Raw genomic sequence first — 9,925 nt, forward strand, 5'->3', positions numbered from 1 at the left:
ATTTTTCTTAAAAGATTGTCGCACAATAGGCTTGTGCCGCTAAATTGCAACAAATTTAATTTTCAAAAAGTAACTACAACGCTAAAATTAAACATAAACTTAACCGCAACCCTACATCTTTCAACAAAAATACGCTAAAATCAATCTTTAAAATTCCATAACAAATAAAAACCCAAAAACACACCTAAACAAAGAAAAAGGATTCTCAAGGCTTCTTTATGTTAAGCAATACTTATCACACTAGCATTCCAAATACCCTAAAAACACTCTTAATCCTAAAAGGCATTCAAAGGATACATTGAGAGCTTAGAAGAGAATCTATTTTCCTCTCTTTCTTCTTCCAAAGATTCCACATCCACACAGAATCTAAACTTCCACACAAGAATGATAAAACAAGGAAAGATTAGCTTGTGTAAAATCATTGCTAATCCCCTACCAAATCCTTTGAATGCTCTTTAGATGAAGCATTACTCTACACCAAAGACACAGAACAATGGGTAAAACAAATGCTATAGATTTTAAAACACTTTAAGCGTTTTTTATGTATAACGCGTATTCTTTATTACAAAGTCTCCTAGTCAGCACACGTGCTAAGGGATTTCAAAGATTCTTATTTGGCAAAGTTACAAGAGCACTCTAATAATTTACTTGCCTTTTTTATCCGTCGTTTTTGCGCTAGTAAAATCTCCAATCATCTTTTCTATTTTTTTTTCAACTCTCACATTATTTGTTTCCAAATCAAGAAGTAAATAAGAAAAAATTGAGATAACAACCAATACGGGCAATATGATAAGTGTTTTTTTAAGGTAGAGTCTTTGGAATTTGCTTCCTAGTGTTTCTTCAAAACTAATATCATAAGCCTTATTAAAAGCAGTATTTTCATCTGTATTCAAAAGGGGGGTAATTGCAGATGCGATATTCTCGCATAACAAAGAGATTCTTTCGCTAACATCTTTGCTATTTGAGTATTTACCTTTATATCCTAGCACAAGACAAACATAGACAAACTCTAAAAAATCCTTATTTTTTGCAGGATTATTCAACCAAGATAATGCTATATCATAAAAATTATCCCCACCCAATGTTTCATCAAAAAGCCTCACGGTTAATGTGCTATGAACCCAAGAACTATTCATAAAAAGTTCATTTTTCATAATAATTTCGTCCATAAAAACGCACAAACAATATCTCAATTTTACTATATCTTTTTCTTCATATTCTTTGTAAGTGCTTAATTTGGAACTAATTGCGAGTATGTCATTAACCATTTTTTCTTTAATTGCTTCTATTTTGCTTGTTTCTAAAGTATCTATTTTAGAAAGCCTAGATGACAACAAAAGCAACTCTAAACTATGGTCTAAAACTTTATTGCTTAAAAGCCCACAAAATCCACGATTCAACAATAAACTAGGTTCAATATTAGATTGTGTGTTTAAATTGTTTTCCTCCATTAAAACACCGCCCATATTTTAATGTCTGGACTTTTAATATTATTTGTAATGTAGATACTCACTATATTTTCTCCTTTAAAATCTGTAAATACTTCATCTCTCTTATCAAACCTGTAATAAATATAACCATTTAAATAAGGAATCGCATTGGGAATGTTTGAAATCTGCTCCAAATTTAATCCCCTAAGCTGCGTAGCTACTATATCTTTTATTTTACTTTGTGTGTGGATTTTACTTTGTGTTTTGAAATTTTGCAAAAGATATTCGTGATTCACATCTGCATTCACCGCAAGGTATATTTCAGCTTCTTGTAAAATACTTGGGTTATCAAATAAGAAATCATAAAAGCCATTTTTGCTACTAATCAACCTTGCCATAGTATATCTTGGGCTAGTGATTCTTGAGAATAGTATTCTAATATTATTCATCAAAGGCAAAAAAGTTTCATTAAGATTGTTATGATTATATTTAATAAACTCCAAGAATGTATCGTCCTCATTGAATGCGCCAAGATCCCCTTGAAACTCTATTAACTTTTCATACAAAAACTCGGGGTGCAATTTGTCTTTGTTGATTAAATAGGAGAAAATCAAATACCATTTCTTTAAAAGATTCAATGACACATAAGTGCTAAAATCAAGTGTATTTTTTGTTTGATCAATGCCTTTAAAAATATTTGTTAAAGTATTTTTATGCTGCTTAATAGAATGAAGATTCTCTTCTAAAAATGACTTAATAATAGGTATTTTAGAAATATTTAAACAAGTGGGAACAAACTCTTCTTCTAAATCAATTTTTTTATTTGCATCAATGCTCTTGATTTTTGCAATCGGTATTTCTAGCTCATCTGGTGCGGCACTATTTAAGATTCCAAGTTTCAATCTTAAACTTGCAAGTGCTATGCTAACTTTTTCTTGCGTAAAGGCAATATTATCACTTTCATATTCATCACCAATTTGCCTTAAAATTTCATTGCTTTCATCATCGTAATTCCTTGCGGCTATGACACTTTTTAATGCAATATATTTGGTATTAGGAAGATTATTCTTTAATGCAATATCCGCAATCGTTGCAATGCTCAAAGGAATCTTTAAGGCAATTACAGAATTAGCCAATGAATCATAGTTTATTTCTAAAGGTTCTGGCAAAAGATCTTGTTCGGGTGCGCTAAAAATACTTCCATCTTGCGCAATTCCTTCAATTTTGGTGATGGCAATTTTACCTTGGAGTAGCATTTCCTTGGAAAATTCAAGCGTTGTGATTCCATATAGATTGCTAAATACTTCTATTGTTTTAGCATTAATTGCTCTTTGCAAAAACCTCTCTTGTTGCTCAAAATGAACCGAGCTTACATTTAAGCCATCATACCATGCAACTTTTAATTTATCCGCCATAATACATTATGCTCCACAAACCTTATTGAATATAACGAATGCCATCTTTTGTAATTGCAAATTCTAGCTGCTTGTCTCTAAGCCAAAACCCACTTGCTTCGCTTGTTTGAGCACACGCTTTAGTAGTCTTTTTGTCATTATTTGCAAAAAATGCCAAAACACAGATATAGGGAACTTCCTTGTCTTCAACATTTACCGCTATAATATTGTCTTTGGGTGCAATTTGCATTTTTATGGAATCTATTTTATCTTTACCTAAAACACCATCCTCTCTTGCAAATAAGTCAATATCACTTGCTTGTTCAAACTTTTTTATATCTTTTAGCTGATACACAACAAGAGTTAGAGGCACATCATCTTGTCTATTGTTAAGATTTGATTTTTCATAATTATTTATCTTAATATCAACCTTGCTTGAGCACGCAGAAAAAACTAATGCAGCTAGCAAAAACAATATGTATTTATAAGGCATAACAACCCCCTCATTAATGATTTTTTCAAGTTCTATTTTATAGAATAGTATATCATAAATTTTTGCTTGAATTAATAATAAAGCCAAAGTTTATAAATTTTTATGGAGACTTGATAATGACTTATTCCGATTCTTTATCAAAAGATCTATTCCATTTAGAGAGTTTTAATATTTTAGAAGATGAAATGTCTAAATACAAGACTCTAAACCACGAAAATATTAACTGGGATATAGCATATAAATATTCACTTGATATTTTGAAAAATGCTTCCATAGATGCGAAAATATGTAACTATTTCATTCTTTCTTGTATCAATCTTGGCAAAGAGGATTGTTTCAATGAGCTCTCTCACCTACTAAGTTTCTTAAGGGATTTTTTAAAAAACAATCCACAATCCCTAAATGAAAAGATATTAAATGCCCAAAAAAAGAAACTTAAGGACACTATCGCATTTTTTGTATTAGAAACTAATCGTTTGGGACCATCTATTTCAAAGCAGATTTTAACTAAGCTCAATGACAATATAATGGATATTGGAAATACTATTAACCATAAGTTTAACTCCATTGAAATTGCACAAGATACCCCAACCCCAAATACCAACAAAGTCCTTTCTAAACCCCACACAAACAACAATGCCACCACTAGCAAACTTGCAAATTTAGATTCCATTAGCACTAGAGAACATAGAGAAATTTACTTAAAGCTTAGTTTGGATTTATTAAATGATGACTTAGATGATTTGAGCGCATACGCATTCTTTTTTGAAGCTATGTGGGGAAAAATAAAAAAAATGCCACTTCACACAGAGGGCATCACACAAATAAGATTCCCAGATAGCAGCTTGATTAGTCTATTGCAAAACCCCAAAGACAATACCAACGAACTTGAATTAATTCAAAACTTTATTAAAAATCTAGTGTTGAATCCTTTTTGGTTTGAGGGATTGCAACTTTTTCATCAGCTATTAGCACACCAAAAAAGAAACAATGTCTGTAAAATATTTATGATTTTCGTCAATAATTTCTTAAGCAAATTTAAAGAAATAACAAAGTTAAAATTTGACAATGGAGAATTTCTGTGTAATATCTCTACATTTGATTACTTTTCAAAAAATGAAGAGTTAAATGGTCGGCAAGAATTCTTAAAATCCAAAATTCAATCTAAAGCAAAAAGCCTTGAAGAGACACTTTTAAATATTGATAAAGAAAATTCCAATGGTTCTTTGTTTTCAAATATTAATGCACTCATTGAAATGGCAAAACTATTTGACGAAAAAGGAATGAAGCAAAATGCCAATATTCTTTATCTACACTTAAAAGAGAAGCTAGAAAATACACTTTTAAAAGATTATTTAGAGGAATATTATTTATTTATTCAAGGGAAAATTAATAAAATTTAGTTTATACTCTCAAGATTTTGACTTTAAATCCCCAAACAAGAAAGGCTTGAAAAATGTCAGATGGTTCAAATTCCCCTAAAGAGCGTATTAATATAACATACAAGGCAAAAACAAATGGACAAAATAGCGAGGTGGAACTACCCTTAAAATTAATGGTTTTATCAAACCTTACAGGTAGCAGTAGTGAGCAACCCATTGAAGAAAGAGAGGTGTTACAGATTAATAAGCTCAATTTCAATCAGGTGATGGAAAAATTGAATATCAACACGAGCTTTAGTGTGAAGAATACCCTAAACAATGAAGCAGAGGAATTAGAAGTAAATCTTAAGATTGCAAGTATTAAAGATTTTTCACCCGATAATATCGCACAGCAAGTTCCAGAACTTAAAAAGCTTTTGCAATTAAGGGAAGCTTTAATGGCACTAAAAGGTCCAATGGGTAATATTCCAAACTTTAGAAAAGCTGTTTTAGAAGCATTGAAAAATAAAGACACAAGAGAAAAACTACTCCTAGAAATCAAACAAGAAGATGGAGAATAAAGGAGAATGAGTATGGCAGATAAAAAAACCAATACACCTAGCACACCCATTATTGAAAGCATTATGGAAAAAAGCAGGTATGCAACCAACGAAGAAAGCTATAGCATTGCCAAACGTGGAGTTGCTGAATTTATCTCTCAAATTGTCAAAAGCGATAATGTAGAAGATAAAATCAATAAATTCGCCCTTGATGAAATGATAGCCCACATAGATGATTTAATTTCCAAACAAATGGACGAAATATTACACAATGAAAATTTACAACAATTAGAATCAACTTGGAGAGGGTTACACTTTTTGGTAAGTAGAACCGATTTTAATGAGAATATCAAAATCAATCTTTTTGATGTTACAAAAGAGGAGATTTTAGAAGATTTTGAAAATAATCCCGATATTACCCAAAGTGTGATTTATAAAAATATCTACTCTGCTGAATATGGTCAATTTGGTGGTGAGCCTGTGGGGGCTGTTATCGGGGATTATCAAATCACTGCTGCAAGCCCTGATATGACTTTTTTAAATAAAATGTCTAGCATTGCTGCAATGAGCCACGCTCCTTTTTTAACCTCGTGTAGCCCTAAATTTTTTGGTTTAGAAAATTATTCCGAACTTGCTAACATTCAAGATTTAAAGAGTATGCTAGAGGGTCCTCAATACACTAGATGGAGGACATTTAGAGAAAACGAAGATGCCAAATATACAGGGCTTATGGTAACAAGATTCTTAACAAGAAGCCCTTATGACCCTAATGAAAACCCAATTAAAAGCTTTAATTACAAAGAGGATGTCCATGCCTCACATAACTATTTATTGTGGGGTAATTCTGCTTTTGCTTTTGCGACTAGACTTACAGAAAGCTTTGCAAAATACAGATGGTGTGGAAGCATTATAGGTCCAAAAAGCGGTGGTAGCGTGAAAGATTTGCCAACTTATCTTTATGAGAATTTTGGGACAATGCAATCTAAGATTCCAACAGAGGTTTTAATCACCGATAGAAGAGAATATGAACTCGCAGAGGAAGGCTTTATCACCCTAACATTGCGTAGAGATACTAATAATGCCGCTTTCTTCTCCGCTAATTCCGCTCTAAAACCAAAAATATTCCCGAACACGCCTGAAGGCAAAGAGGCAGAAACAAATTATCGCTTAGGCACACAATTGCCTTATTTATTCCTCATTTCAAGATTAGCACATTATCTTAAAGTACTGCAAAGAGAGGAAATCGGTAGTTGGAAAGAGAGAAGTGATGTTGAAAATGGACTCAACGAATGGGTGAGACAATATATTTCCGATCAAGAAAATCCTCCTGCCGAAGTAAGAAGCCGAAGACCTTTTAGGGGGGCAAAGGTGCAAGTAGAAAATATCCCTGGTGAAGCTGGTTGGTATAAAATTGGACTCAGTGTTCGCCCTCATTTTAAATATATGGGTGGGAACTTTGAATTATCACTTGTTGGTAAGCTTGATAAAGAATAATGTCTCTATTAGATAAGGTAATTTTTACATTAGACGATCAATACCAAAATGTTTCTTTTTATAGTGATACACGCAAAGATATAAAAGACAATATTTGTCTTTTATTGAATGCTAGATTGGATGATTGTCTAACCTTGAAAGATATAAATGTATCCAATTTAGCCGAGCTTAATTTAAATTCTAGTGATTTATGCTCTACAATGGTAAAAGAAATCGTTTCTATCATCGAAAAATATGAACAACGCATTAAAATCATCTCCATAAGTTTTGATAACTCTCTAAGTCCTTGGCGTTTAACTTTTATGTTACAATGTTTCCTCGCTGAAGATAGATTCCAAGAATTTAGTTTGGAAATTATTTTTAAAAACAATAGATATTGCGAAGTTGTCTAAAATGAATCAAGATAATCTGTTTTATTTTCAAAAAGAACTTACTTATCTTTATGAAACAAGAAAACTATTTATCCAAAAATATCCCAAATTAGCCCCATTTTTAGCGCATAATAGCAAAGATCCGGATGTTGAACGAATCATTGAAAACTTAGCGGTTTTAACCTCTAAAATTCATCAAGAAATGGACCAAAATATCCCTTACATAGCCGAATCACTAATAAATATTATTGCTCCAAATTATACAAGTGCCTTACCCTCTTTGTCTATGCAAGAATTTCAAATGGATAAAAAGAGTAAAGAAAAGCATATTTTCATACCCAAAGGAACTTGTGTAAAATCCATTCCTATTAATAAATGCGAATGCATTTTTAAAACTATCTATGATGTTTTTTTGTATCCCTTAAGCATTGAGGACGCATTTCTTGGTAGTGATAGACAATATCAAACCTTGAATTTAAATTTTAAAATCAATGAAAATAAGGATTTTAATCTTTGTGATCTTAATCTTGTGCGATTGAATATTTACTTAGGAGATGATGTTTATGCTTCAAGCAACTTGCTTTTGTATATCCATTTCTATCTAAGAGAATTAAAGATTATATCACTAGACACCAACCAAGAATTTAAATTAAGTATCTATAATATCAAAGCAATGGGGCTTTCGCCTGATGAAAGCACACTATCTTACAACGAATTAGGCTTTGAGGCTTTTTCTTTGTTAAGAGAATATTTCTTTCTCCCCGAAAAATTCAATTTTATTGCAATTACGGGATTAGAAGTATTAAAAGAATGTTTAGGAAAAAGCTTCAGTATAGAATTTAAATTTGATAAACATTTGCCAAAAAATTGTATTTTAAGAAAAGAATTATTTTCTCTTGGAGTAACCCCCATTGTGAATGTTTTTCAAAAAAGTGCCGAACCTATCATTAACCACCATAACAGAGATGGATACAGAATCTTTGTTGATAGAAGCCAATTAGATTCTTATGAAATCATTAATATCCTGCAGGTAAAGGCGCACAATAGCGACACGGGCAGAAGGATATTAAAAAGCTATAATCATTTTGAACGCTTTGAATTTTTAAAAGAAAATAAAAATGAATTTTACTCTATCGCCGATAAAATAAATTCAAGAGGAGACACCTATAAAGAAATCTCTTTTTTTTCAACAAGCAGTCAAACAGAAACCATTACAATTGAGGCTTTGTGTTGCAATAAGAATCTCCCAACACTTTTAAATATCGGCGATATTCAAACTTCCGACATTAAAGATGTGCGCACAAAAAATATTAAGAATCCAAGCCCTATGCGAAAATACAATGCAGACAATCTACTATGGAAACTTGTTTCTATACTCTCTTTTAACTACCAAACAATGCTAAATAAAACTTCGTTCTTTAATGTTCTTGAAGCTTATAGCTTTTTAGAAGATAAAGAAAATGTAGAAACCTACAAATTATTAAAGGAATCCATTGTAGATATACAGGGTAAGAGCACTTATTTGGTAGATGGATACATTACAAAAAAGGGAATATTAACCATCTTTTACATCAAGGATTCCAACTTTTATTCTTTGGGGGAAGTCTATAGGCTAGGGCTTATCCTTTCTAAATTCCTCTCTTCATTTGCAAGTATTAATTCCTTTTGTGAATTAAAAATCCGATGTCTAGATTCCAAAGAAACACTTTATTATTCAGCAAATTTTGGAAAAAAACCAATTTTATGAATTCCTCTTATTCTTTTCATAAGCTCTTAAAGAAATTATTACAAAACCATAGCAAAAAAGAAATTTTTTTAAGAGCCAACAAACAGCTTAAACACCCAAACAAAGAAATTGAGGAAATAAAGTTTAACCCGCAAGACAAAGAATTTCTAATTCAAGTAATCATAAATTTTATGGGCTTACACGGAATCAACTCGCATTTGCCCTCTTATATGCTTGACAAACTATCGCGCAATGAGGATAACAATGAAGGTTGGACGCTATTTTTTGATTTTTTCAATCATTATATCTTGTGGATATTTTTTGAAGTTGTAAATTTAAAGAATTATCCAAGAGCCTTTCAAAACGATTTTAGCGATTCTATTTCAAAAATTTTATTTTCAATGCTTGGTATTACAGATAAAAATATAGCAAGGAAATATTTACCCTTTTCTCCTCTTTTACTAAGCTTGAGGCGTCCTAAATATTATATAGAAAAAGTCTTGCAAAGCAATTTTAACCTTCACAACAAGCTTTCAATTTTAGAAAATATCCCTCATAGAATCTTGATTGCAAAATCGCAACAAAACAAACTAGGTATTAAGAATCATATATTGGGGAAAAACTTTATTCTTGGTAATAAATTCCTATCTTATCAAAACAAAATAGCAATTTTGATTCAAGGCATTGAATACCAAGAAGCCATAGAATATCTTCCCAAAAGAGAAAAGCATACCGATTTAAAAAATAGTGTTATGTTTCTTACAAATAATGAATTTTGCGTAGATTTGTATATAAAAATTAATTATAGCGATAAATTGCTTTTTGTATTAGGCGACCAAAGCACAGCAAAACTAGGATGGGGGAAATTATTGGGAAAGCCAAAGAAAGATTTTCATCTTATGCATATAAAATTATATGAGTGAATTATTTGTGCCATTAGTGCATTTATTCTTTAATATTATGCTCTTTAGCATAAGCTTTTATTTTTGCTCTCAAGGATTCGGGAAAGTCGTAACGATAGATTGCGGGGATTGTGGGGTTAAGGAGTTTGTCAAGCTTGTGGTCTTTATAAGTTACTTCCAAATCCTCAGGGACA

The 9,925-nt window shown here is 31.5% G+C and carries 10 protein-coding genes; 6 read left to right on the top strand and 4 right to left on the bottom strand.

The features are described from left to right. Window positions 1-275: 275 nt before the first annotated feature. From MKD52_RS08075 to tssJ, 4 genes are all read right to left on the bottom strand, one after another. The gene (locus tag MKD52_RS08075; protein ID WP_242099935.1) at window positions 276-422 is read right to left on the bottom strand and encodes a hypothetical protein; all 147 of its coding nucleotides are present in this window, start codon (window positions 420-422) and stop codon (window positions 276-278) included. Between the two features lie 222 nt (window positions 423-644). Next, on the bottom strand, window positions 645-1,451 hold the full coding sequence (icmH, locus tag MKD52_RS08080; protein ID WP_242099936.1) for a type IVB secretion system protein IcmH/DotU: 807 nt from the start codon (window positions 1,449-1,451) through the stop codon (window positions 645-647). Continuing rightward, window positions 1,451-2,845 (bottom strand): type VI secretion system baseplate subunit TssK, encoded by a 1,395-nt coding sequence (gene tssK / locus MKD52_RS08085; RefSeq protein ID WP_242099937.1) that lies wholly within the window; start codon window positions 2,843-2,845, stop codon window positions 1,451-1,453. Before tssK ends, icmH begins: the two co-directional genes overlap by 1 nt. 22 nt (window positions 2,846-2,867) lie before the next feature. Then, window positions 2,868-3,317, bottom strand: a complete 450-nt coding sequence (gene tssJ / locus MKD52_RS08090; protein WP_242099938.1) for a type VI secretion system lipoprotein TssJ — start codon at window positions 3,315-3,317, stop codon at window positions 2,868-2,870. A 116-nt stretch (window positions 3,318-3,433) separates the two neighbouring features. Between tssJ and MKD52_RS08095 the strand changes: the two genes are divergently transcribed. Genes MKD52_RS08095 through MKD52_RS08120 form a run of 6 tightly spaced genes read left to right on the top strand, consistent with a single transcriptional unit; the run spans window position 3,434 to window position 9,752 of the window. After that, window positions 3,434-4,720: a type VI secretion system domain-containing protein gene (locus tag MKD52_RS08095; RefSeq protein WP_242099939.1), complete on the top strand. Its 1,287-nt coding sequence runs from the start codon at window positions 3,434-3,436 to the stop codon at window positions 4,718-4,720. Window positions 4,721-4,773: 53 nt separating this feature from the next. Continuing rightward, window positions 4,774-5,259, top strand: a complete 486-nt coding sequence (gene tssB / locus MKD52_RS08100) for a type VI secretion system contractile sheath small subunit (RefSeq protein ID WP_242099940.1) — start codon at window positions 4,774-4,776, stop codon at window positions 5,257-5,259. A gap of 12 nt (window positions 5,260-5,271) precedes the next feature. Next, window positions 5,272-6,732 carry a type VI secretion system contractile sheath large subunit gene (tssC, locus tag MKD52_RS08105; RefSeq protein WP_242099941.1) on the top strand — a complete coding sequence of 487 codons (1,461 nt, stop codon included), beginning with the start codon at window positions 5,272-5,274 and terminating at the stop codon, window positions 6,730-6,732. After that, window positions 6,732-7,124 (top strand): type VI secretion system baseplate subunit TssE, encoded by a 393-nt coding sequence (locus MKD52_RS08110; RefSeq protein WP_242099942.1) that lies wholly within the window; start codon window positions 6,732-6,734, stop codon window positions 7,122-7,124. Before tssC ends, MKD52_RS08110 begins: the two co-directional genes overlap by 1 nt. Window position 7,125: 1 nt before the next feature. Beyond that, a complete protein-coding gene (gene tssF, locus MKD52_RS08115) occupies window positions 7,126-8,850 on the top strand; it encodes a type VI secretion system baseplate subunit TssF (protein ID WP_242099943.1) in 1,725 nt (574 codons plus the stop codon). Continuing rightward, window positions 8,847-9,752 carry a type VI secretion system baseplate subunit TssG gene (locus MKD52_RS08120; protein WP_086290134.1) on the top strand — a complete coding sequence of 302 codons (906 nt, stop codon included), beginning with the start codon at window positions 8,847-8,849 and terminating at the stop codon, window positions 9,750-9,752. The genes tssF and MKD52_RS08120 overlap by 4 nt, the downstream gene beginning before the upstream one ends. Window positions 9,753-9,925 lie beyond the last annotated feature (173 nt).

The sequence above is a fragment of the Helicobacter sp. CaF467b genome (assembly GCF_022664765.1).
Lineage (GTDB): Bacteria > Campylobacterota > Campylobacteria > Campylobacterales > Helicobacteraceae > Helicobacter_D > Helicobacter_D colisuis.